The organism is Paenibacillus sp. FSL P4-0113 (assembly GCF_038009305.1).
Taxonomy (GTDB): Bacteria; Bacillota; Bacilli; order Paenibacillales; family Paenibacillaceae; genus Paenibacillus; species Paenibacillus polymyxa_D.
This window is the reverse complement of sequence record NZ_JBBPAZ010000001.1, coordinates 5,385,534-5,408,841: the sequence shown is the minus strand read 5'-3', so window position 1 is coordinate 5,408,841 and position 23,308 is coordinate 5,385,534. Positions and strand designations below refer to the sequence as shown.

The window sequence follows — 23,308 nt, the reverse complement described above, 5'->3', positions numbered from 1 at the left end:
GAATCATGCCGCAAATTAGCGATGTTCAACATTTGCCTGCCCGGAGCTGGCTGCTGAGACGACGACAGTTGCTGTTTTTGGCCCGCAGCTCAGGGGGCATGCGCATTACTCGTAATGCTCTGCGGCAGTTGGCCGTTTTAACGCCCGAGCAATTGAACACCCCTGGCTCCTCCCTCCTGTGTGCATTTGTGCGCACGGAGAAGGGGCTGCGGATTGCCGGATTTTCCCTCGCTCTGAATTACGGGGAGGATGCTTGCATCGTAATTGTTCGTCCGCTTTACCGGGGCCGCAGACTGGGCGCTAGACTGCTGTCCGCCCAGCTCAAACAGCTGCGCCGTCTGACGTGCAGCGTAGCCGCCGACAATATGTCCAGTCTCAAAACCTGTTTCCGCGCTGGGCTTGTTGCGCATGAAATGACGACTGGACCAACCGGGAAACCCACGCTGATATTTCACGGAGAGTTATCCCAAGATAAGCAGACGGCAGAGGAAGGTGGAATGCTGTGCCAAAACCTGTCCTAGGCATCATGACTTTGTATTTGAACAACAAGAAGCAATTAGAGGAACGCGACATATATGAGCGCATGATTGCAGAAGGGAAACGGCTGGGACTGGATATGTATGTATTCACTCCTGCGGATGTCCATAAGGATCGCAGGCTGCTCCTTGCCCAAATCTATGATCCACACAGCGGAAAATGGAGCCGAAAGTGGCGAGAGTTCCCAGACATGATTTTCGACCGTTGTCGGGTACAGCGCAGTGAGCGATATCGTCAGTTGAAGCAGTTCCGATTGCAATACACAGACCTTGTATATTTAAACCGACCCCTGAGTAACAAATGGGTCATTCATCAGCAGCTTGCGAGAAGGTCTGCCTTTCGCCCCCATTTGCCTGCAACAGAGCTGTTCAGTGGATTTCATAGTGTCAAACGGATGCTCAAACAGAATTCACTAGTGTACCTCAAACCGATTAACGGTACGGGAGGCCGAGGTATTTTACGTATTGAACCTGTTAACAAGCAAGGAGGCCTGTATCTGATTGAGGGCCGCAATCGCAAACGCCATATCATTCCCCAGCAGCGGGTACGTCTAGACCGTCTGGAGCCGCGTCTGAGCAGCTGGAACATGGATAACTACATTGTTCAGGAAGGCATTCCTGTGCAGTTGCCGAATGGCAGAGTCCATGATTACCGTATGCTGGTACAGAAAAATGGCCAAGGAGTATGGGAGCTAACCGGATGCGCCGGGCGCATCGGGGCGCATCGGAGTGTCACTTCCAACCTGCATGGTGGAGGCAAGGCAGTACCGATGAGCCAATTGCTAACGCAATGGATTCGTGATGAAAGCCATAGAGAGAAAATCATCAAGCAAGGGGAAAAACTCGGACTGGACATCGCTGCGTATCTGGAAGAAAGCTACGGGGCATTGTGTGAGCTTGCACTCGATTTGGCAATTAATAAGCACGGTCATATATATGTGCTGGAAGTCAACCCGAAGCCAGCCCGCGAGGTCTTTTCGCGTATTGGTGAAAAAGAAACCTATCGCCGCTCCATCGCCAAGCCCATGGAATATGCCTTGTGGGTCTACCACACACAAATTAATCCAAAGCCTCAGGCTGACCACAAAGCAGAAGATAAAACAGAAGATAAAGCAGAAAATAAGACAGAGAATAAGACAGAGAATAAGACAAAGGAAGGCTCCGCGTAAAGTGGCTGCCTTCCTTTCTTTTTTTCATCTGTCCGACAGTAACAGCATGTTTAATTATATGGTGCGTCGAGCCTATTTATAACCAATAACCTGTGTTTCACAGTTACTCAGCGTTTTTATAAAGTGTAAGCAGTTGCGTAAAGTCTGTAATAATCGCATCGGACCCCTTCAACTCATCGTCCACACCAAATCCCGCATAAGCGCAACCGATCACCGTCTGTCCGTTCTTTTTGCCTGCTTCCACATCTGAGGAACGATCTCCTACCATCCATACGTTCGAAATATCGTGCTTGCTCAATAGAATTTCCAGCAAATTCACTTTGGAAAGCGTGCTGTACTCCCCAGCGCTGTACAGTCCTTCAAAAATGGGAACCATTTCATACGCAGCAGCGATCCCCTTTACATAGTCCTCCAGACCGTTACTAGCTACGAACAATCGGACACCTTGCTCATGAAGGGCCTGGAGTGTTTCTTTTACTTGTGGATACAGGGCATGACTTCCGCTCTTCAATCCCTCCAGTTCCAGCTGAAGCAGCAGCTCGTCCGCTCTTCTATGGGCCGCTTCGCTGGCTTCCGGCATCACTCTTCTCCAGATTTCATCCAGCAGCATGCCCAAACTATTCAAAATAAGCTCCTCGGGAGGAGTCTCTCCTTCATAAAGCCCTTCGGCGCGCAGCGTATCAAACAGCTTGTGGTACGCAGGAAGCAATAGCGTCTCCGTCTGAAAAAGTGTACCGTCCATATCAAATACCATAGCCTCAGGTTTCTTCAACACAGGTGCATTGTTCATGTAGTTATCAGTCATTCCTTTCCTATGTAGGTTTACAACTCTAACCCCTCTCATGATAAGCAATAAGAGAGGTCCGTGTAAACCTCATTGCGCATACCGCTAACTCTTATATTTTTTTAAAACAGTCCTGAAACAATGCAAACCACCCCACATATCCGTGTGTAAGGCACCCCTTGGAAGGTTGAGATCCACACCATTCCAATACGAAAATCCCGCCTGCTCTATCCATTGCTCCATCGCTGATAGATCCACTGTAGGGTAATCAAACGTCAGCAGAAGCATTCCGTCATCGCGTATGGTCCGGTGAAATTCATGTAAGGCTGCCAAAGACTCCTCAGGTGTTAAATGTTCCAGCACTGAAATACATACAATTTTGTCAAAACTGGCATCCTCATAAGGCAGAGCTGTCAGATTGGCATGTGCGGAGTGGAGCCGAACCGGTAAAATCTCCTGAATGCGCTCGGCAGCCTCCTCTCCGATATCCCGCCGCACCTCGGCCAAAATGGCATCCACGGAAACGATCCGTATATCCAGATCGCAAGCATAGACCTGAGCGCAACGGCGGGCCAACTCAAATTTGAATGGATGTGGAATTCCACACGCTGCATCCAGCACCGAATCTTGACCGGACATAAATTGAAGACACCACTCATACTCATAGGGGCGACTCCACCAGCTTTGGGGGAGTCTGTAAATCATGCTGGAGGAGTTGGGGTCAGAATATACAAAAAAGCGAGACAGATACGGGTCAGACATGTTCATGGATGCTGCCTCCTTTTGGAGAGATTTAAATTACTCTTGCAACACAGCACAGTTCATGACCCCGTTTCTCGCCTTGAAGTTTGGCCAACAATCCCATTTGCTCCGTAAAGGCAAGATCACCGTACAAAGGATGGGCTTGCAGCAAGGCATCCAAACCAGAGGGAAGCTGGCGGGTAAACATAGCCACCGAACGCAATCCGGACTTTTCCAGTAAGAGCGCCAGCGTATGCTCAGAATAATGATATAAATGATCTTCCTCGGTAAATAAAGGTGAATAAACACCATAAGCCTCATTGGTGAACGAGTTTTTGTTGGGCACTGTAATATATAACGTCCCGTCAGGTTGAAGCTGTTCGCGTAAATCCGTCAAAAATGCAACAGGGTCCGCAATATGCTCCAGCACATGCCAGCATGCTACGGCCTCGTATTTGTGATCCAGTGGTAATTCAGTATCTTCTTCTACTTCTTGTATTTCTTGTGCTTCATTCAATTCCTGCATATCACATGCTTCATCGGTTTGAGTATCTTCTTCGGTTTCACCGTTCCAGTAACCCGGCAATAAATCCACGTCATATTTGTGTTTGGCGTAAGCACGCGAGTCTATGGAAGGTTCAGTACCCACTGCATCCCAGCCGGCTTGAAGGGCAGCATAGATAAATTCTCCGGTACCTGATCCAATCTCAAGCAATTTTCCTTTACCGGAGCTGAACATATCCAGTAGCATGAGTCCAAAAAGGGCATGATCCCCATAAGTTGACGCTGCTGCACTATCCCGCATAGCAACCCAATCGGCATTATAAATCTCTGCAATCATATCCTCCGGCTGTATATGATCCACATCATTACGAAAAACCAAGCCACAGGAGCCGCACCCCATCAAGGTAAAGCGTTCATAGTTATGAAATACTCCCGTGTCAGACGAACCACACAGTTTGCATTTACTATAAAATACGTTCTTTGTTTCACTTTTAATTTGTAGACCGGAATTATTCATAACCTGGACACTTGAAATCTCGGCAACATCCATGGCGTTCACATCATGGGTAGCTTCATACTCTGGTGTAGTTTCTTTTTCTCCATTTATGTTGTCCTGATCTACCCAAAGCGTGAGTCGGGGGTTCGGGTCCAAAATAGATTCATATTGCTCTTTCCAGCCATAACGAGCACTTGGATCAAGCAACTGATATCGCTGAAATTTGGCCATGCGAATAGCAGGTGTACACCATCCCCAATGCTGGATGCGGTAGTTGCTGATTTCACTGGGAAGGTCAAGCACATTTTCCGGAAATCTCCCACAGTGCAAGGACTGCTCCTTCCATTTATAAGAGAACCCTTCCTTATATCGAATTAAAAAAGGACGGTAATATTGATGAGCCTGCCAATAATCATCATCGCGGTAATGCGTGGAATTCCACATATCAAACAACCTGAAACAAATCGTATCCGCTTTCGTTCCCGCTAACAAAGAATGTACCCCTTGAGCAAAACGAGATTCGAACATTTCGTCAGCATCCATATTTAATATCCATTCCGGAAAAGAAGCCAACGTCTCTCTCCACTGTTGCTTACGTAGTTCCAATTCATTGCTAAAAGAAGCTGTTTCATTGCGTATTAAACGTAATGGGATTCCCTTTAGGATCTCACGGCACAACTCTCCGCTATCATCCTGACTGCCATCATCAATAATGACCGCTTCATCAATATATTCTCGATGACTCCGCAGCACGTCAATGAGCTTGCGATCTGCCTCATTGTATACCGTCATGGTCAGCGTCAATTTGGGTTTGGAGACAGGCGGCGTATGAAGTTCACTTTGTCGTGGACCAGGGAACGTTTGTGGTATAACAAAAGAATCTGCCGTGTACTTGGCAAAGACAGCTGACTCACGGAGGTCATACGGTATAACAGGAGGTTCAGGGAACTTAGATGGACTTGATGATGCAGAAGGATTGAAGGCAGGAGAGTTAGTAGAAGTATCGGAGTGATTTAGATATGCTAAATGTTCTGATTGGTCCGTATGAACAGCGCTCGTTGTAAAATAATTTAGGGTGAATAGTAGCTGCTCTGCCTTCATTCTGTCCGCTTCCCGGTACAGATGCATCGCCGGATAGTGTGTATCCACAAAAAGTGGAAATCCAAATGCAGCTGCCCGAATACAGAAATGTCGATCTTCTCCCCAATAGGAAACGTTTTTGATTTTACCAAAGTGAATCCCTGCTTCCAGTGCACGTCTGCGGATTAGGGTGCAAGCGCCTAGACCCCCCACTTCGTACAAACCAGGAACATGCATTTGGTGTATGAAATGCAACTCGCGTTGCGCTCGCTCCTCTGCCGACAGCACTTCCCCTTCTTCACGATGGAACAAATTATATTCATCACTAACCCACACCTGAGGCAATAGAGGCCCCTCCGGCTGCCAGCGTGTCCAGAAAATCTCAGATACAATATCCTTCTCCGCCTCTACCAGTTTACATAAGGTACGGGAATGGAGAATCAGGTCTGAGTCGACTAAAAACAGCGCGTCATAATTATGCTGAAGTGCATAATCAATAAGACGATTTTTGAAGTCGGCCACTTTCCAGACGAGGGCTGGCGGCCAATAATGAGTGTGCTCATCACTTCGGTTCTCCACTTGCTGTGGACCTGTTAACAAGGGCAAAACCCTGCCCGGCAGCCGATTGGAAAAATCGGCAAGCCATTGGCTTGAAGTCGGATTGTCATTATCATCGACAAATAAATAATCGGGCAGCACATCAGGTGCCTCCAGTCGCTCTAAAGCTTGAAGAAATAAAGACAATATTTCCGGTTTCTGGTGCACCGGGCTACCGATTAGTATACGCATGATTCAACGCCTCCATCAGGCAGAAGCCTCATAACCGTTCCCCCTCCATATCCTAAGGCATACCATAATTGCAACCGAGCGATATGGGAGTGAGCGTAGTATGAATGGACTTGCACCTGGAAATATCAATGAAAACGACATCCATACAAAAATACAATCTTACCATCCAAACAACTACTCTTTTTCAGTTTTCTACCCGTTTTCTAACTACATTTAGCCATCAAATTTATTTCCCGGTCGCTTGATAATATCGAATTTCGCACAATCTCCTCCCCCTCATATCAGACTTTGATTTTCTAATTTATTAGAGCAAGATTGAATTTATGATCATCGCACATCCTCTAAACGATCCATAGGAATTACTACATAATGAGCAAGCTATCCTAATAAAATGGAGATTATACCAAGTTTTTTGGGAGGGACAAAGAGCATGGTAACTGTCAGCTTATGTATGATTGTCAAAAATGAAGAAGAAGCCCTTCATACCTGTCTGAAATCAGTCCATGACCTGGTAGATGAAATCATTATCGTAGATACTGGTTCCACTGACAGTACCCAAGAGGTCGCTGCATCGTTCAATGCTCGGGTATACCATTTTGAATGGTGCGATGATTTCTCTGCAGCCCGCAATTATGCGTTTAATCAGGCAACGCAAGAATATCAATTTTGGCTGGACGCTGATGACATACTGGAAGAAAAAGACCGAATATCATTTCTCAACTGGAAGAAACAAGCCACCCTCTCCTATGACAGCATTACGATGGATTATGTGCTGTCTGTAGATGAACAAGGACAGCCGTTGTATAAGCTCAAAAGAAACCGAATTGTGCGGCGTGATCGAAGATTCAGATGGATCGGCTTTGTGCACGAATTCCTGCATGTGACTGGCAGCACCTTTCACAGTAATATAGCGGTGACTCATAAAAAGACACGTGCCTACACTAATCGTAATTTGCATATATATCTCAAGCATCGGGAGCAAGGCACTGCATTTTCTGAGCGAGATCACTACTACTTCGCGAATGAACTATATGATAACGGACGCATACTAGAAGCCATCCAGCAGTACGAGCACTATCTGGGACTCGATCAAGGATGGATTGAGGATCGGATTGCTGCTTGCTTTAAGCTAGCGGATTGCTACGCCCACCAGGGTCAAAAACAGGAGCAGCGTATGGCTCTGCTTCGCACACTTAACCTTGATGTACCACGCGCCCAGTTCTGCTGTGTCTTTGGCAATTTGTTGATTGAAGACGAACAGTATACTCAAGCCATTTACTGGTTTCACCAGGCAACGTTGATAGAGCCTCCACAAGATGTGATGGCCCTAACCAATTCGTCGTACTATACCTGGTTTCCACACTTGCAATTATGCCTGTGTTACGACCGAATCGGTGACATCGAAAAGGCAAAATCGCATCATCGCATAGCTCAGTTGCACCACCCTACTCATCCAAGTGTTTTATATAACGAGAAGTATTTCGCACAACTGAAGCAATAGGGATGAGAAAGACGCGCCGGGGAAAGGTCGTTCAATGTAGCCGACCTTAGTCATCATGCCGATATGTGCTCGGCACGATACCCGGCGGACAGCCTGCAATTTTTCGGGGCTTTTATTTTTACCCCCTCTTATATATAAATGCCCATTGCTGCTCCTCGGGAAGGACCATTTCATTAGCTTAGATTACTTCAAAAGAAAAAAAGTCTCCTGCAAGCTTAAGCTCACCAAGAGACCTCGTATATCATTTTATCAGAACACTTTCTTCCGGTCTCTTTCCCCCTTCAAAATTTCCACTGACTCACGGAAACGGAGCGAATGGATTATTTCACGTTCACGTAGAAACTTCAGACTATCTTGCAAATCCACATCGTCTGTCAGATCAATCAGCCACTGATATGTAGCTCGTGCCTTTTCCTCTGCCGCTATGTCCTCATATAGATCGGCAATAGGATCGCCTTTGGCTTGAATATAAGCCGCTGTAAAAGGAACTCCGGCAGCGTTTTGATAATATAGCGCATGGTCGTGTGCCGCATAATATTCACCCAGACCGGCAGCCTTCATTTGCTCTACGCTCGCATCCTTGGTCAGCTTATAAATCATAGTCGCAATCATCTCGAGATGCGCAAATTCCTCCGTGCCTATGTCGTTCAGTACACCAATCACCTTATCGGGAATCGTATATCGCTGATTCAGATAGCGCAATGCCGCTGCCAGCTCGCCATCCGCTCCACCATACTGCTCCATAAGCAGTTTGGCCATATGAGGATCACATTTGCTGACACGTACGGGATATTGCAGTTTCTTCTCATATACCCACATTCATGTCCCCTCCTTTATAAAAGGTTGTTAAAAGGTTGTACCTGCCTAGACCTGCCACGGCCAAGGGGATTGACTCCACTCCCAAGGATACTTGGAATAGGCACGACCAAAATTTTGTAAAGGCCCATATAGCATCTGATACTCGTTAGCAATCGCCGTTCTTTCCTGCGTCAGCTTATTGAACTGCTCGATGGCCTGTAAATCATCTGGGTGCGTATTCAGATACAAATTCAGCTCCACCAACACAAAATCCACCGCTTGGAGCTTCTCCAGCAACGCATAAAACTGGGCATCCCCCGGCTTGGTTTGGGACGTGCAGCCTTGGGTCGGGTTTCCGGCTTGACTATAGCCCTGAGTTTGGTTCTGATACTGGTTCTGGTATGGATACGGATTTGAATAAGGGCTTTGATATGGATTCGGCTGTTGCTGTCCACTCTCATGCTGATTTTGCTGCTGGAATTGGAATGGGGACTGACCCTGATTTGGATTCTCCATTCTATTCGCCTCCCCCCTGGTTTCTTCTAGGCTCATAAGGGCTGTAAAGCAAAGGCCATAGCGTTCCCTTCGTCAGCGCCTCATCTGGACTGAATTGCGGTAGACCAGGGGGCTGAAATTGCACAAACAAGTTTGGCGGAAGCACATAAGTCTTGCACAGAACGGGCGGACACGGATCGAACGGGCCGACAAACGGGGCATACTCACCTTGCTGTGGAAATTTCACGGGCCGGGACCTCCTTTGGTTGATCCATCTGCTTTACTATTCAACATATGCCGCATCGCCCAAGTCTCGAACAAAAAATCACAGATAAAAATAATTGTTCAAAAAAAATAACTATAAAACTGTTTCTAATCAAAAAGAACCTTTAAAACCACGGTAACGTGGATCTAAAGGTTCTTGCTTCAGCACACTATAATAACTTACATACCTGAACTGATCTTACCTATCTCTGTGGATCAGGACTCAATCGGTAGAAAGCTCATCTTCAATCACAGGCTCAGGCTTGCGGTGAATCTTCACTCTCATTATGCGAAGCCTTGTTGCTTCCTCCACCTCGAAGGTAAGGTTATAAAACTCAATTTTCTTCCCTTTCACCGGAATGCCTTCCAATTCCTTGAACAGCCATCCTCCGATGGAATCCACCTCGTCGTCTTCAATGTTTACTCCAGTCAAATCATTGACATCCTCAATGAGCATACGACCGTCCACAGAGATGAAGTTCTCCTTGATTTCCACGCTTGGGCGTTCATCCTCAAACTCATCATAGAGATCCCCGACGATTTCCTCCAAAATTTCCTCCGCTGTCAGCAACCCGGCCGTTCCGCCGTATTCATCTACCACGAGAGTCATTTGGGAATGTTTTTTCTGCATAAGGCGTAGCACGTGACTCACTTCCATAGACTCCGGCACATTCAAAATAGGACGTACCACCGAAGCCAGATCCAGTTGTTCCCCCTGCTCAGCTAGCAGAAGATCCGTGATATGGACAAAACCGATAATCTGGTCTTTATCCTCAACCGCTACCGGGTAGCGGGAATGCTTGGTCTCGCTGATAATCTTGAGATTTTCCTTAAACGACAAATTCGTATACAAACAATCCATATCTGTACGCGGCAGCATGATTTCACGTGCAAGCAAGTCGGAAAAATCAAAAATATTATCCATCAGCTTAATTTCGTCCTTATCAATCACACCGCTTTTGGCGCTCTGATTCATCAATATACGAATCTCTTCCTCCGAATGAGCCGCTTCGGCTTCACTCGCCGGCTGAATCCCGAATGCACGCAACAGCAAGTTTGCCGCAGCATTCAATACCCAGATCACAGGTAGAAAGACCTTATAAAAAAGCAGCAAAGGCGCCGATAAAAACAACGCCACACCTTCAGTCTTCTGAATCGCTAAAGACTTGGGAGCCAATTCCCCCAATACAATATGCAAAAAGGTAATTACGCAAAATCCGACGACAACGGATATCGTTGTAATCAGGGTGCCGTCAGTTACACCGAGTTTGTGCATGAGTGGCTCTATCAGGTAGCCGGATATTGCTGGCTCTCCAATCCAACCCAAACCCAATGAAGCCAGCGTAATGCCCAATTGGGTGGCGGACAGATAAGCATCCAACCTTTGGTTCACCTTCAGCGCATAGCCTGCCAGGCGATGACCCTCGCTTTGGAGCTGCGTCAATCGGGATTGGCGCATTTTGACCAACGAAAATTCTGCGGCCACAAATACACCATTTAGAAAGACAAGCAGCAGTACCAAGAGGAGATTCACAGCTAGCAATCCCCAATGAAACTCGGTATGACCATCCAATACGAACTCCCCATTTCTATAGTTGTAATGCTTTTCTTGATTTAAAGTCTATTCCTTTGTAGTACATATCCGCTACGAGCAGGTTCGGTCCACAACAGGCAGCGGCATCACAATGACAGTTCACAGTCTGATTCAGCGGATGCTCATTCAGCCATTCACCAAAAATATCGTCCAGACCGTCTTCCTGAATGTTGCCAAAAGCCGGAATGTCTGCAAAATCCGTCACATACACGCTACCCGTGAACATATTCACATTCACACGGTTTCTTCCGTCTGGATCATTACGCACCGTAATATTCGGTTCCTGACGCAAGCGGCGAAGCAGTTTGCGGTCTTCTTCCCGGTCCGAACAAGCAAAGAACGGTAATGTGCCAAACAACATCCACATGTCCTGATTACGTACATCCAGCAGCTTATGGATAGAGTTCCGCATGTCGTCGAGTGAAAGCACAGGCAAAGCAGAGGCAAAATTTGACGCATACATTGGATGAACCTCATGCCGTCGGCATCCCATTTCGTTGATCAACTGATGAATGCCCTCCAGCTTCGTGTGTGTCCGATAATTAATCATGGATTCAGCTGAAATGAACATTCCCATTTCACTTAATCTGCAGGCATTCTCGATCATTTTTTCATACAGGCGAACAGCACCCGCACGTGGGGTCGGCCGGCCTGTATTTGCAAAACCCACTTCATAAAAATCGTCCGCATTCAAATAGTTAAACGAAATATGCATCACATCTAGATAAGGAAGCATCTTCTCATATCTGCGAATATCTAACGTCAGATTGGAGTTGATTTGCGAGCGAATACCGCGCTCTTTGGCGTATTTCAACAGTGGAACGATCACTTCATCCACTGTTTTATCGAGCAAAGCAGGTTCCCCGCCTGTAATACTGATGGTCTCCAGATGCTCGACTTCATCCAGACGCTTCAGCATTAGGTCTAACGGAAGGAAAGGGGCCTCCTTCATAACCAGCATGTCGCCAACAGCGCAATGCTCACAGCGCATATTACACAGATGCGTTACGGTCATTTCCACACTCGTAAGCAAATGACGACCATGTGTACGCAATGAGACAATCGGGTCCCACGGATCATAGGTTGGCGATATTTGGGGTAGCGTGTTATTTTGTAGAACTGTCATTATGTTTTCACCTTATTTCTGTTATTAACCTCAAAAGACGTATAATTATCATATCATGATGTGTAAAGTGTCTGCATGCTTTCTTCCACATCATCTGCTAATCTACGTGTACTCCTCCGAAAGGGGCCACAGTAGCACCCAATGTATTTGTAATCATAACCGAGAGGGATATGGACAAATCCACATCATAAGGTGCTTTCACTTCCTGCCCATCCCGGTCCCTTACAATGCGAATGACGGGTCTTTGCGGGATTTTGGAATGTATACGCACCACGACCCCCTCTTCCCCCGTGTTGAGCACCACAGAGAGTCCCAAGGGGTAAATAGCCACACAGTCACGAAAGGCTTCTAGCATTCGCTGCTCATATAACGTTCCTGCCCCGGCGTACAGCACTTCCATCGCCTCATAAGGCAACAAAGCCTGCTTATATATCCGACTTGCTGTCATTGCGTCGTACGAGTCTGCCAGGCCGATCCATTTCGCATATTCGTGGATCTGGTCCTTTTTCCAACCGTGTGGGTATCCGCTGCCGTCAATACGCTCATGATGCTGTAATGCACAATGAGCCGACAACAAGGGAATTCCAGGTTCGTCTTTAAGCAGCTTGTAGCCGATCACCGTGTGTGTTTTCATATGCTCATATTCCTCGTCGGTCAATTTGCCCGGCTTATAGAGTACTTGAGGTGAAATTTTCATTTTACCGATATCGTGCAGTAGTGAACCTATTCCCAACTCCATCAGCTGATTGTTATCGTAGCCGTTGGAAATTCCCAGTACAAGTGAATATAGACATACGTTCAAAGAATGATGATACAAATCCTGATCTGCGGCCCCAATATCCATCAACATAATGACGGCGTCCTGCCGGCCTCCAATATCGTCCAGAATAGATTCCATCACCTTATAAAATGACTTGCCAAAATATTTGTGCTTATGATCTACGGAGTAGGATGACAACCCTTGAAATTGCTTTTTGATTTCCTGTAGCGCCGCCGCCCTTGTCTGTTCATGGATCATCTCAGGAATGACGATATCTTCTGTCACAGCATCCTCAATGTATACATATCCAATACCGACTTGGCCTAGACGTTCAATCAATCGCGAAGTAAGCTCAACACCTTCCGAGAGCAGCACCATTCCATTTTCATTGTATATTTTTTTGCCCAGCTTCATGCCGGCTCTCAATAATGTAACAGGTACCAGTCGCAGCTTAATCCTCTCCCGATTGTTTTGATACCTGAAGCCACCTAGCTGCAAAACATTCTTCCATCGCGCCCGGACGCTTCAACTCCATTTCAATCAAATCCCGTAAAAATTCTGGAAGCATAAATCGGAGATCTGTTCCGTTCGCAAGCACCTCATAACCTGCTTTGAAAGTGAACATATCCAACGTGCCCACTGTGTATTCCTCATGCTCTTCCAGAGGTTGACCTGCTACACGAATGTCCGTTACTTTTTCATAAGGAGCACGGCCAGGGTCATACTGAATAGCCAAGCCTTCCACACACATCGTACCAAGCACTTTGCCTCTGAAGCCAAAGCCCGTCATAGGCTTGTCCGCAAATTCAGGCAGCAAAGACTGCTCCAGCGCCAACCGAATATCGCTCCCCCGCAACTTCATAACACAGGCATTAATCGGTGAAGGGCATAAGGAATGCAGGATTCCTTTACTGATATCCCCTTGAGGTAATGGGCCGAGCAGTTGTCCCGCATTGACGAGGGCAATTTCTGTTCCTGTAAAATGGGACACTGATTGTGCCAGCATATTCCCGAAAGGGGATTCCTGATCATATGCGATCTCCAGTTTCCGATCCGTCACAGCAACCGTGCTCTCCATGGCGCGCTCTGCTTGTCTGCGATGCACCACAATGGCCGATGCCACTTTTTCGTCCAGTATTGTCAGATCCACAGGAACTACACCGCCTGACGTGACTCGAAACGGTTCGAGGCTATTGTTACGACTTAGCGTCACTTCACCCAGCAGCGTTCCGAACTTACCCGCCCCACATAAAGCTGTTTTCCCGATCCAAAGCGGTTCCTCCAGCACGTGATGGGTGTGACCTCCAAGGATAACGTCAATCTCAGGAAATTGCGACGCTAACTTTTTATCGGAAGGTAGACCCAGGTGCGACATCACGACCAAAACATCAACCTGCTTTCTCAGTGCCGCGATCTGCTTCCCCAGCACATCAAACGGATTGAGCACATCCCAGCCCAGCAATTGATAATACTCTACAAAAGGAGCCGTCACACCGAGTAAACCGACCTTGATTCCTGCTTTGTCTACGATAAGGGATTCCTTCATCCACGCAGGACTCATCCCTGTGGCACACTCAGTCATATTGCCACATATGACCGGACAATGAATGCCCGCATATGCCTGTTCAATCATATCCGGGGTAAAAGTCAGTCCCTCATTGTTACCGATCGTAATGGCATCATATCCTGTTAGATTCATCACATCCACATTTGCCCCACCTAGCGTTCCTTCCGTTTCGGGGGCCATCCGGTCCATGTGGTCTCCTATGTCAAGCACAAGTAGCGCATCCCCTAATGCAGCTCTTCGTTCATTAATCATCGCGGCTATCGAAGGCATACTGCCAAAATGACTATGGATATCATTGGTATGCAAAATGGTCAACGTTTGCCGAGTCGTCATCTCCATAACCGCCCTCCTCTATATTTTATATATCGACTTTGGAGCTTCTAATGTTTAAGCATATCATGTTATTTAGCAATATGGTACATATGGGTAGACATAGTCCTTAAGCTTCGCTGTAGTCTCTGGGCAATCTCATATTACAAACATAGTGAAAAGTATTGTCGTTATCTACTGTAGGTATCTGATAGGAATCGGGTTCCTGGGACCTATTTTACAGCTTGGAATAATAGTAAATTAGTCGTTGTCATCCCATATAATTCTTGATATATTAAGTTTGTTTCGTATTTTCGACAAATTTACGACAATAAGGAGGTTAGCGCATGAGAGTACACGTTACCGATGCCAAGCCAGGAGATCGCCTCAAATCCGATACATACAATGGGCACGGTGTGCCTGTCATGGTTCAGGGCACCGAGCTACAGCATGACGATATTTCCAAGCTCATTATGCACGGTGTCGATTATATCGACATTGATGCCGGTTCTGCGAGCATTCCGGTTGACTTTGCCCCCGATGTTCCAGCTTCGCCCGAGTCCCTCAAACGTGCCGTTCCTCTCATGGAGCAGACGATCAGTGGCTTTGAAAGCATGTTTCTCGAAGCTTCCTCAACTGGCAAATTTGATGAATATCGAGTTGATGAGCTGTTCGGCCCTCTCGTTTCAGAGCTGGCTCGTCAAAAAGATGTCGTATCTCTGCTGTTAATTATGGAACGGGGAGATCACTATACCTATAATCATTCTCTCCAAGTAGGCGTACTGTCATATTACATTGCCACATGGCTTGGATATACGGAAGAAGAAGCATATGCCGCCGGTAAAGCTGGATATTTACATGATATAGGCAAGTCCATGATACCCGATGAAATTTTGAACAAACCAGATAAACTGACACCTGAAGAATTTCATGAAATGAAGAAACATTCGCTATATGGCTATGATATTATTCGCAATTCAACCAGCGATGAGATTTCTGCAATTGTCGCCTTACAGCATCATGAGCGTGAAGATGGAAGTGGATATCCCCATGGTCTGTTCAAGGAAGAAATTCATCCTTTTGCCAGCATAACAGCTATTGCCGACGTGTATAGCGCGATGATTTCCAATCGTGTGTATCAGACGAAGCAGGAGCTACTCACCGTATTACGCGAGCTGCACAGCATGAGTTTTGGACATCTAAACCCAGAAGCTACCCAAGTGTTCATCAGACACATGCTTCCTAATTTCATTAATAAGCAGGTTCTGTTGACTACAGGTCAGACAGGAACGATCATTCTGAACAATCCTGCTGATTACTTCAGACCCTTAGTAAGAATTAACGATGATGAATATGTAGATTTGTCTAGGGAACGCCATGTATCCATTGATGAAATTTATTTGGAATCCTGATCCGCTACTGCCTCCCGGCGTTACTTCGGTGGAACGAAATGTTTTGCCGAAACACAGACTACGCGAATAAAAAGAGACTGTCCTTGATTCGTAGGTTCTTCTACGAAGGACAGCCTCTTTTTAAGTTACGGATATTAACCTTGTTACTATCTTTATTTATGGTTTAATCCTAAGTGGTAAGATCGTGTAGCCCTGGACTATGTTCATTAGGCAATTCGGGCATATACGGAAGAGGAAAACCCTCAGGAGGATCTATTACACTCAAATCCCCACCGTTTCTACTTGGAGTTTGCCCATTGAATATTTCCCCAATACGGGTAGAATCCAATCGAAAATTAAACTGCGCATTGTGAAAGCCCATCTCAACATACTTCCGGCATTCTGGATACTTGTTAATATCGTAATTTGGAACCGGGAACAATTTTCCCCAATCAACTCCAAGTGTCTCTAATGCTTTGGCAAACGCGTTTTGATGAGCATTATCCCTCACAATCAAAAAAGCCAACGTTTCCCGGAATGTTTTGTTCGAGCTCATTTCGTAAATTCGGGATTTTTGCAGAACCCCTGTAGATTCGAGTACGAGATTATCAAGCAAATCACTAACCAGATTCCCGTGGGAATAAACATAACTACCTAGCCAAGGATTCCCACTTGCATCAACAGGTAAGGAACTTTGGGCTCCCATAATAAAATGATGAGGATTTGCGTGTTTTATCGCCTCATCTAAAGGAGCATGATCCATTCCCGCATCGCCGGCTTGGTCTGCGCCTGAGCCAGTCAGAAGTTGATTTATAGTATGTTGGACCAGTTCAACATGACTAAGCTCCTCTAGAAAAACTCCTCGTATCAAATCCCTGTACTGCACAGCATTACCACGAAAATTATTACTTTGAAAGAAAAACTGCATCATAGTACGCATTTCTCCGAATCGACCACCTAACACTTCTTGAATCACTTTAGCAGCAGCGGGATCGGGCTTATCGGGTACTATTAAGTTAATTAAATCTTCTTTATAAAAATACAATTCAAATCCCCTCCTTAGACTCTTCATTTTAAAGTGAAACATAGGCTTCCCTCTTTAATAATTTATATACAAACCAAACAAACAGAAAGTTAAATATAAAGACCCGTATCAGATTGTTGTGATGCCGCTCCTCGTTTTATTACATCTTGAAAAGGTTAAGTACAGTTAGAATTCACTAAGCTGCTTTAGCTATAGGAGGAGTAAATATGTTTAGACATCAAAAAGAGTTGCAGTTTGAAGTGAAAGTAGAGCGCCCTGATCCTCTTTTTGCCCGGCAGGTACAAGAAGTTTTGGGAGGGCAATTTGGAGAAATGACCGTGATGATGCAATATTTATTTCAAGGGTTTAACTGTCGCGGTGATGAAAAATACAAAGATATGTTAATGGATATTGGAACTGAAGAAGTAGGGCATGTGGAGATGCTGTGTGCTTTAATTAGTCAACTACTTGATGGAGCTAAACCAGAAGATCAAGAACAAGCTGCAAAAGACCCTGTTACAGCTGCCATAATGGGGGGAATTAACCCGCAGCACTTGCTAGTCAGCGGTCTAGGCGGATTGCCTACTAATTCAAATGGAGTTCCATGGAACGGTTCTTATATCGTCGCAAGTGGCAACCTTTTGGCGGATATGCGATCCAATTTGCACGCAGAGAGTCAGGGTCGATTGCAGGTAGCAAGGCTATATCATATGACACAAGATGAAAGCGTCAGAGCTACACTACGGAAAATGCTAGCGCGTGACCGCTATCACCAGTATCAGTGGATGGCGGCAATCCAAGAATTAGAAGAGAAAAACGGTGTTGTGGTCCCGGCTTCTTTTCCTCCTGAGGCAGAGCAAGAGTCTCAGCCTGAAGCTTATGAGTTTTGGAATTTGTCTGAGGGCGAAGAATCTAGTGAAGGTTTGTGGGCAACAGGAAGTGCGCCGGATGGAACCGGGAGCTATGTATACATCTCAAAACCAGTTGCCAAAGGACAAATCTATAATGCCAAAATACCAGCAACCGAGTTACATCATGACTTAGACCATAAAACTTCAGATAAATAAACAAGTGGCAGACAAGCTGTCCCAACATTAAAGAATTGCTTATTGGTGACACTGACCATAAAAATGTTACAAAAAATATATACTTAATATTCGAATAAGGCGGCTTATCATAAGGCATAAAATCATAGCCGATCATAAATCATGAAGTACAGAATTAATGTAAGTCTAAAAGCCCTGCCGACCAATTATGGTTAGCAGAGCTTTTTGATTTCAAAGACGATGCTCTCATTCTGTATGAGCAGATGTCTATAACAATCATTTGTGTTACCTCAGCTTCGGTCAAACCACCGTTCATTAAATAAGAGGTGCCTGAATCAATGTTGCAAAATTAAACTGGTGTACATGACCATCATTTAATGTAGTTTGGCCCGTAACAAAATGTACATGCTTACCATTTCCGACTGGAATAGCGGGCCCTGTTCTAATCCTTCTCAGATTATGAAAATGGTTCACAAAATCAGTTTTCGTAAGATCAATTTCATGGACATGACTTCTTCCAACTCGAATCGCTTGCCCAGTAACACCTGCAAAGCGGTGGTTATGTCGGTCTGCACCTTCTTCGGCCAGTTTGGTGCTACCTTCAAATTCATGTACATGTCTCTGTGTCTGCTTAGAAGAGAGGGTTTTCTTCTTCACTCCAGCTTTATTCTTCTGCATCTGTTGGCATGCCTCCTTATGTTTATGTCACTCACAACATCCTATTAAGCAAACATACATAAGTGCTAGGCAACTATCTGCAGTCCTAAGCATAATTTTTTTTGTAGTAGAAGAAGGCTTATGGACTTAGGTATCATAGTAAAAAACAAAAGAAGACGAACTTAAAAAGTTCGTCTCCTATACTAGCAGGAAATCCGAATCGGCATAAAATCGGCACGACTCGGATTTAACAAGCTTTAGAATACCTCAAGAGCCTTGACATACCAAGGGTTACTGCGTTTTAACCGATACTACCTTCCATCTCGAACTTGATCAAACGATTCATCTCTACCGCATATTCCATCGGCAGTTCTTTTGTGAATGGCTCAATAAAGCCCATAACGATCATTTGCGTTGCCTCTGCTTCAGTCAAACCACGGCTCATCAGATAGAACAGCTGATCTTCCGATACCTTGGAAACCGTTGCTTCGTGCTCAAGCGTGATGTCATCATTCATGATTTCATTATAAGGAATAGTATCTGAGGTTGATTGATTATCCAAAATCAACGTATCACACTTGATATTGGATTTTGCACCTTGAGCCTGACGACCGAATGAAGCTAATCCGCGATACGTTACTTTACCGCCGTGCTTACTGATCGACTTGGATACAATGGTGGACGTGGTGTCTGGTGCTAAGTGGATCATTTTCGCACCTGCATCCTGATGCTGGCCTTTGCCTGCAACAGCGATGGACAAGACCATCCCTTTCGCTCCACGGCCCTTCAATACAACGGCTGGATACTTCATCGTCAACTTGGAACCGATGTTACCATCGACCCATTCCATCGTTGCATTTTCTTCTGCAACCGCACGTTTGGTTACCAGGTTATAGATGTTTGGTGCCCAGTTCTGGATCGTTGTATAACGAACGCGTGCGTTCTTCTTACAAATAATTTCGACTACGGCACTATGCAGCGAGTTCGTGCTGTAAATCGGAGCCGTACAGCCTTCTACATAGTGCACAAAGCTGTCTTCGTCAGCAATTATGAGCGTACGCTCAAATTGACCCATGTTTTCCGAGTTGATACGGAAGTAAGCCTGCAATGGAACTTCACATTTCACACCTTTTGGTACATAGATGAAGCTCCCGCCTGACCATACCGCACTGTTCAGTGCTGCAAACTTATTGTCCGCAGGAGGTACAACTGTTGCAAAATACTCTTTCAGAATCTCAGGATGCTCACGCAACGCCGTATCGGTATCCATGAAAATAACGCCTTGATCTTCCAGTTCCTTTTGCATACTGTGGTAGACAACCTCGGATTCATACTGTGCGGATACACCAGCCAAAAACTTTTGCTCCGCCTCGGGAATACCCAGTTTATCAAAGGTTTCTTTAATTTCCGTAGGAACCTCTTCCCACGTCTTCCCTTGTTTCTCGGAAGGTCTTACATAGTACTGGATATCGTTGAAATCCAGTTCATCCATATCTCCGCCCCAGTTTGGCATTGGCATTTTTTCAAACTGCTTCAGTGCCTTCAGACGGAACTCCAGCATCCATTCTGGCTCATCCTTAATTTTGGAGATTTCCTTTACGATTTCCGGAGTGAGACCCTTACCTGTTTGGAAAATGGACTTGTGCTCGTCACGAAAGCCGTATTTATACTCTTCCATTTCCGGTGCTTTCTTGGCCATGTTTCTCAAACCTCCTCTGTTCTATTTAAATTATTTATCTTCATCAATCCCTTTGCGCAGCGCGTTCCAAGCCAGTGTCGCACATTTGATGCGGGCCGGGAACTTATTTACGCCTGACAAAGCTTCCAATTCTTCATAATCATCAAATTCGACGGCTTCCCCCTTCATTAAAGAAGAGAAGCGGCTTGCCATATCCAATGCCTGATCAATCGTTTTTCCTTTGACTGCTTCTGTCATCATCGAAGCTGAGGACATACTAATCGAGCAGCCTTCACCAGTAAAACGGGCATCTTCGACCACGCCGTCTTTCGTTTTGAGTTGAAGGGAAATCCGGTCACCACACGTAGGATTATTCAAATCCACCGTAACGGCATCATCCTCAAAACGTCCGCGATTGCGCGGATTTTTATAATGATCCATAATCACGCGTCGGTACAAGTCATCAAGTTGCATCGCCAAAATACTCCTTTGTTTGGATTAAGGCGCTGACCAGAGCGTCGACTTCTTCTTCCGTGTTATAGAGATAAAAGCTGGCACGTGCAGTTGCACTGGCTTTCAGCCAGCGCATCAATGGCTGGCAGCAATGATGTCCCGCACGTACAGCCACCCCTTTGCTATCCAGTACAGTAGCTACATCATGCGGATGCACATCATCCAGGTTGAATGTTACGAGCCCAACATGACGTTCTGCCGGTCCGTATATCGTCAACCCCTCCACTTCACGGAGACGTTTGAGGGCATAGTTGGACAAACGGCTCTCATGCTGTGCAATGGCGTCCATTCCGATGCTTTCCAGAAAATCAATAGCAGCTCCCAAACCAACAGCTCCAGCGATAATCGGAGTTCCACCTTCGAATTTCCAAGGCAGCTCCTTCCATGTGGATTCATACAATCCCACATCGTCGATCATTTCCCCGCCGAACTCAATGGGCTCCATATTTTCCAGCAGCGCCTTCTTGCCGTACAGTGCCCCGATCCCAGTAGGCGCACACATTTTGTGACCCGAAAAGGCATAAAAGTCAGCATCGATGTCTTGCACGTCTACTTTCATATGTGGTGTGCTTTGTGCACCGTCTATAACGATAACTGCGCCTGTGCGATGCGCAATAGCTGCAATCTCTTTGACAGGGTTCACAACACCAAGCACATTGGAGACATGCGCAATCGCTACAATTTTGGTGTTTTCTGTAATAGTATTCTCCACATCAGCAAGATCAACGCTACCATCCTCTTGAAGTGGAATATATTTTAAAGTTGCGCCTGTGGCTTTGGCTACCTGTTGCCACGGGATCAGATTACTGTGATGCTCCATTTGTGTGATGACAATTTCATCACCCTCCTTACAGTTAGCTCTACCATAAGAAGAAGCCACCAGATTCAGCGCCGTTGTTGTTCCGCGTGTAAAAATAATTTCCTGACTGCGCTTGGCATTCAGAAAGCGAGCTACCTTCTCCCTCGCACCTTCATAAGCATCCGTCGCCCGGCTACCCAAGGTATGCACACCACGGTGAACATTTGAGTTATCATATTCGTAGTAGTGCTTGATCGCCTCGATGACCGCCAGCGGTTTTTGCGAAGTAGCCGCATTATCCAAATAAACCAGCGGATGACCGTTAATCTCCTGATGTAAAATCGGGAATTGTTCACGGATCAATGCAGTATTCATTGGCCTAACTTCCTTTCAACAAGGCTTTGCAGCTGATGTTGAAGTCCTTCGAGCGGAATCTCAGATACGACAGGTGCCAAGAAGCCATAAATAATCAGACGCTCAGCTTCTGCCCGGCTAATTCCGCGGGACATCAAGTAATACACTTGTTCACGGTTAACCTGACCAACCGATGCTGCGTGACCTGCTGTTACATCATCTTCATCAATCAGCAGGATTGGGTTAGCGTCACCACGCGCTTTCGGGCTGAGCATCAGAACACGTTCTGTTTGCTGACCATCTGCTTTGGTAGCACCTTTTTCAATTTTTGTAATTCCGTTAATGATGGAAGACGCTTCTTCACGCATCACTGCGCGCGTTATCATCTGACTAGCGGAATTTTTGCCGAAATGCTGTGCTTGTGTCGTATAGTTCAGCTTTTGTGAGCCGGAACCTACAGCAATGATCTTGGCATCCGAATTGGAGCCATTGCCTTTGAGCACGGACATGGTATTGCTTGCTGTATTGCCGTTGTTCATTTCGCCCACAATCCATTCGATAGCTGCGTCATTTCCCAACGTGGCACGACGAATTGAAATATCCGTTACTTGCTCTCCAAACTGATGGACTGTCGCATAGCGAACTTTAGCCCCAGCATTTGCAACAACTTCTACCGCACCGTTATGAAGAACAGGTGCCGCCAAATCCGCAGATACATAGTTGTCTACGTACGTCACGGAACTATGACTTTCGACAATAAGCAGCACATGCGGCGCAAACGTTGCAGTCGCATCGTCTGTCAGGAATACAGCTTGAAGCGGAACGTTCAGTTCTACATTTTTAGGCACATAAGCAAATACTCCACCGTTCCAGAGTGCTGCGTGCAATGCAGATAATGAATTCTCTTCTGCCTTAATCACTGTGTTCAGATGAGCTTTAACCAAATCAGCATGCTCTTTAACCGCTGTTTGTAAATCCGTGAAAATGACGCCTTGCGCCGCCAATTCCTCACTCAGCTTCACATATACCGCACCGGAGTTGCGCTGAATAATCAGACCGCCCTCCTGTTGCTCTTTAACCAGATCAGCAATGGCTGCAGGAACCTGCCCTACCGATGCAATGACCTCGCTCTGTTTATGTTGACCGTAATCGTTTAATTTCCAACGTTCGATTTTTGTTTTTTCAAATACCGGAAGCTCCAGTTTGCCTGCAAGCTCAAGTGCTTTTTGTCTGTCTTCAGCCAGCCAAGATGGTTCGCCGTTACGTTCGGACAGAACACGCAGTTGCTCGGAATCTACCGGAAGGATTGTTTGTGTAGTCATTAGTTTTCCTC

The 23,308-nt window shown here is 45.9% G+C and carries 21 protein-coding genes; 5 read left to right on the top strand and 16 right to left on the bottom strand.

All coding sequences use genetic code 11. The annotated features are described in order from the left end of the window. Positions 1-5 precede the first annotated feature (5 nt). Positions 6-521, top strand: coding sequence for a GNAT family N-acetyltransferase (locus MKX46_RS23735; RefSeq protein ID WP_069011207.1), 516 nt, complete (start codon positions 6-8; stop codon positions 519-521). Then, positions 503-1,705, top strand: coding sequence for a YheC/YheD family endospore coat-associated protein (locus MKX46_RS23730; RefSeq protein ID WP_165145276.1), 1,203 nt, complete (start codon positions 503-505; stop codon positions 1,703-1,705). The genes MKX46_RS23735 and MKX46_RS23730 overlap by 19 nt, the downstream gene beginning before the upstream one ends. Before the next feature lie 103 nt (positions 1,706-1,808). Here the strand turns inward: MKX46_RS23730 and MKX46_RS23725 are convergent, their stop codons facing one another. The 3 genes from MKX46_RS23725 to MKX46_RS23715 all read right to left on the bottom strand — a co-directional run bounded on the left by MKX46_RS23725 (position 1,809) and on the right by MKX46_RS23715 (position 6,099). Next, on the bottom strand, positions 1,809-2,510 hold the full coding sequence (locus MKX46_RS23725; protein ID WP_081317560.1) for an HAD family hydrolase: 702 nt from the start codon (positions 2,508-2,510) through the stop codon (positions 1,809-1,811). Positions 2,511-2,594: 84 nt separating this feature from the next. Beyond that, entirely contained in the window at positions 2,595-3,257 is a 663-nt protein-coding gene (locus tag MKX46_RS23720; RefSeq protein ID WP_069011210.1) for a class I SAM-dependent methyltransferase, read from the bottom strand. Between the two features lie 25 nt (positions 3,258-3,282). Continuing rightward, entirely contained in the window at positions 3,283-6,099 is a 2,817-nt protein-coding gene (locus MKX46_RS23715; protein WP_341071865.1) for a bifunctional glycosyltransferase/class I SAM-dependent methyltransferase, read from the bottom strand. Between the two features lie 430 nt (positions 6,100-6,529). Here MKX46_RS23715 and MKX46_RS23710 point away from each other — a divergent pair, with 430 nt between their 5' ends. Further along, positions 6,530-7,600, top strand: a complete 1,071-nt coding sequence (locus MKX46_RS23710) for a glycosyltransferase family 2 protein (RefSeq protein WP_069011212.1) — start codon at positions 6,530-6,532, stop codon at positions 7,598-7,600. A gap of 249 nt (positions 7,601-7,849) precedes the next feature. Here MKX46_RS23710 and MKX46_RS23705 read toward each other — a convergent pair whose 3' ends face one another. The 7 genes from MKX46_RS23705 to MKX46_RS23675 form a co-directional block, all read right to left on the bottom strand. Next, positions 7,850-8,419, bottom strand: a complete 570-nt coding sequence (locus MKX46_RS23705) for a manganese catalase family protein (protein ID WP_029516597.1) — start codon at positions 8,417-8,419, stop codon at positions 7,850-7,852. Positions 8,420-8,464: 45 nt separating this feature from the next. Further along, a complete protein-coding gene (locus tag MKX46_RS23700; protein WP_081317561.1) occupies positions 8,465-8,914 on the bottom strand; it encodes a spore coat protein CotJB in 450 nt (149 codons plus the stop codon). A gap of 1 nt (position 8,915) precedes the next feature. Next, on the bottom strand, positions 8,916-9,140 hold the full coding sequence (locus MKX46_RS23695) for a spore coat associated protein CotJA (protein WP_029516595.1): 225 nt from the start codon (positions 9,138-9,140) through the stop codon (positions 8,916-8,918). Between the two features lie 240 nt (positions 9,141-9,380). Next, the gene (locus tag MKX46_RS23690) at positions 9,381-10,730 is read right to left on the bottom strand and encodes a hemolysin family protein (RefSeq protein ID WP_029516594.1); all 1,350 of its coding nucleotides are present in this window, start codon (positions 10,728-10,730) and stop codon (positions 9,381-9,383) included. 16 nt (positions 10,731-10,746) lie between these two features. Further along, entirely contained in the window at positions 10,747-11,877 is a 1,131-nt protein-coding gene (gene yfkAB / locus MKX46_RS23685) for a radical SAM/CxCxxxxC motif protein YfkAB (protein WP_069011213.1), read from the bottom strand. A 97-nt stretch (positions 11,878-11,974) separates the two neighbouring features. After that, positions 11,975-13,135: an HD-GYP domain-containing protein gene (locus tag MKX46_RS23680; protein WP_069011214.1), complete on the bottom strand. Its 1,161-nt coding sequence runs from the start codon at positions 13,133-13,135 to the stop codon at positions 11,975-11,977. Beyond that, positions 13,089-14,543: a bifunctional metallophosphatase/5'-nucleotidase gene (locus tag MKX46_RS23675; protein WP_069011215.1), complete on the bottom strand. Its 1,455-nt coding sequence runs from the start codon at positions 14,541-14,543 to the stop codon at positions 13,089-13,091. The genes MKX46_RS23680 and MKX46_RS23675 overlap by 47 nt, the downstream gene beginning before the upstream one ends. Before the next feature lie 317 nt (positions 14,544-14,860). On the opposite strand from MKX46_RS23675, the gene MKX46_RS23670 reads away from it, so the two are divergent. Next, a complete protein-coding gene (locus MKX46_RS23670; protein ID WP_029516590.1) occupies positions 14,861-15,925 on the top strand; it encodes an HD-GYP domain-containing protein in 1,065 nt (354 codons plus the stop codon). Between the two features lie 169 nt (positions 15,926-16,094). Here MKX46_RS23670 and MKX46_RS23665 read toward each other — a convergent pair whose 3' ends face one another. Beyond that, a complete protein-coding gene (locus MKX46_RS23665) occupies positions 16,095-16,949 on the bottom strand; it encodes a manganese catalase family protein (RefSeq protein WP_029516589.1) in 855 nt (284 codons plus the stop codon). A gap of 206 nt (positions 16,950-17,155) precedes the next feature. Between MKX46_RS23665 and MKX46_RS23660 the strand changes: the two genes are divergently transcribed. Further along, positions 17,156-17,995: a manganese catalase family protein gene (locus MKX46_RS23660; protein WP_029516588.1), complete on the top strand. Its 840-nt coding sequence runs from the start codon at positions 17,156-17,158 to the stop codon at positions 17,993-17,995. A 294-nt stretch (positions 17,996-18,289) separates the two neighbouring features. On the opposite strand, the gene MKX46_RS23655 is transcribed toward MKX46_RS23660, so the two are convergent. The 5 genes from MKX46_RS23655 to sufD all read right to left on the bottom strand — a co-directional run bounded on the left by MKX46_RS23655 (position 18,290) and on the right by sufD (position 23,297). Further along, on the bottom strand, positions 18,290-18,652 hold the full coding sequence (locus MKX46_RS23655) for a YmaF family protein (RefSeq protein WP_029516587.1): 363 nt from the start codon (positions 18,650-18,652) through the stop codon (positions 18,290-18,292). 280 nt (positions 18,653-18,932) lie between these two features. Beyond that, on the bottom strand, positions 18,933-20,330 hold the full coding sequence (gene sufB, locus MKX46_RS23650; RefSeq protein ID WP_013309556.1) for a Fe-S cluster assembly protein SufB: 1,398 nt from the start codon (positions 20,328-20,330) through the stop codon (positions 18,933-18,935). 30 nt (positions 20,331-20,360) lie between these two features. Next, positions 20,361-20,783 carry a Fe-S cluster assembly sulfur transfer protein SufU gene (gene sufU / locus MKX46_RS23645; protein WP_013309555.1) on the bottom strand — a complete coding sequence of 141 codons (423 nt, stop codon included), beginning with the start codon at positions 20,781-20,783 and terminating at the stop codon, positions 20,361-20,363. After that, positions 20,773-21,996, bottom strand: a complete 1,224-nt coding sequence (locus tag MKX46_RS23640; RefSeq protein WP_165145264.1) for a cysteine desulfurase — start codon at positions 21,994-21,996, stop codon at positions 20,773-20,775. Before MKX46_RS23640 ends, sufU begins: the two co-directional genes overlap by 11 nt. Next, on the bottom strand, positions 21,993-23,297 hold the full coding sequence (sufD, locus tag MKX46_RS23635) for a Fe-S cluster assembly protein SufD (protein WP_025719242.1): 1,305 nt from the start codon (positions 23,295-23,297) through the stop codon (positions 21,993-21,995). Before sufD ends, MKX46_RS23640 begins: the two co-directional genes overlap by 4 nt. Positions 23,298-23,308: the final 11 nt, after the last annotated feature.